The 442-nt window shown below is 37.6% G+C and carries 1 protein-coding gene; it reads left to right on the top strand.

The window, feature by feature from the left end; genetic code table 11:
* Positions 1 to 160: 160 nt before the first annotated feature.
* Positions 161 to 442: FAD-dependent oxidoreductase (locus tag SB658_RS21955; protein WP_410602295.1), on the top strand; the 282-nt coding region annotated here is incomplete at its 3' end.

The raw sequence follows: 442 nt of genomic DNA, 5'->3' as shown, positions 1-442 counted from the left end.
ATAGAAGCGTAATAAAGGGCCGGCTTTCTTACATTTGTTGAAGGGAAGCCGGCTTTTTTTGATACATAACATGAGACAAATAGAGCACATCGAAAGTTGATCTAATCTTTCTAATTTGTATAATTAACTTAAAGTGAATTAATTTGGAGGAAAAAGGATAATGAAAATCATTGTGATCGGAGCAGGACCAGGGGGACTTGCGGCAGCTATGATGCTTCAAAGCAAAGGACACGATGTTCATGTTTACGAAAAACAGCCCTTTGTTGGCGGACGTAATTCTAAGTTTCAACTTGGTGATTTCACGTTTGATACAGGTCCTACCTTTCTCAGCATGATTCATATTGCAGAGGAGCTGTTCACCTTTGCTGGTAAAAATCTTTATGACTATATTGATGTGATCGAATTAAAAGAAATGTATAGATTGATTTTCCGAGACGATCAG

It is taken from the genome of Bacillus sp. SIMBA_008 (assembly GCF_046535495.1).
GTDB classification, from domain to species: domain Bacteria; phylum Bacillota; class Bacilli; order Bacillales; family Bacillaceae; genus Bacillus; species Bacillus subtilis.
Note: the sequence above shows the minus strand (reverse complement) of the source record. Positions and strands in the feature narration are given on the sequence as shown.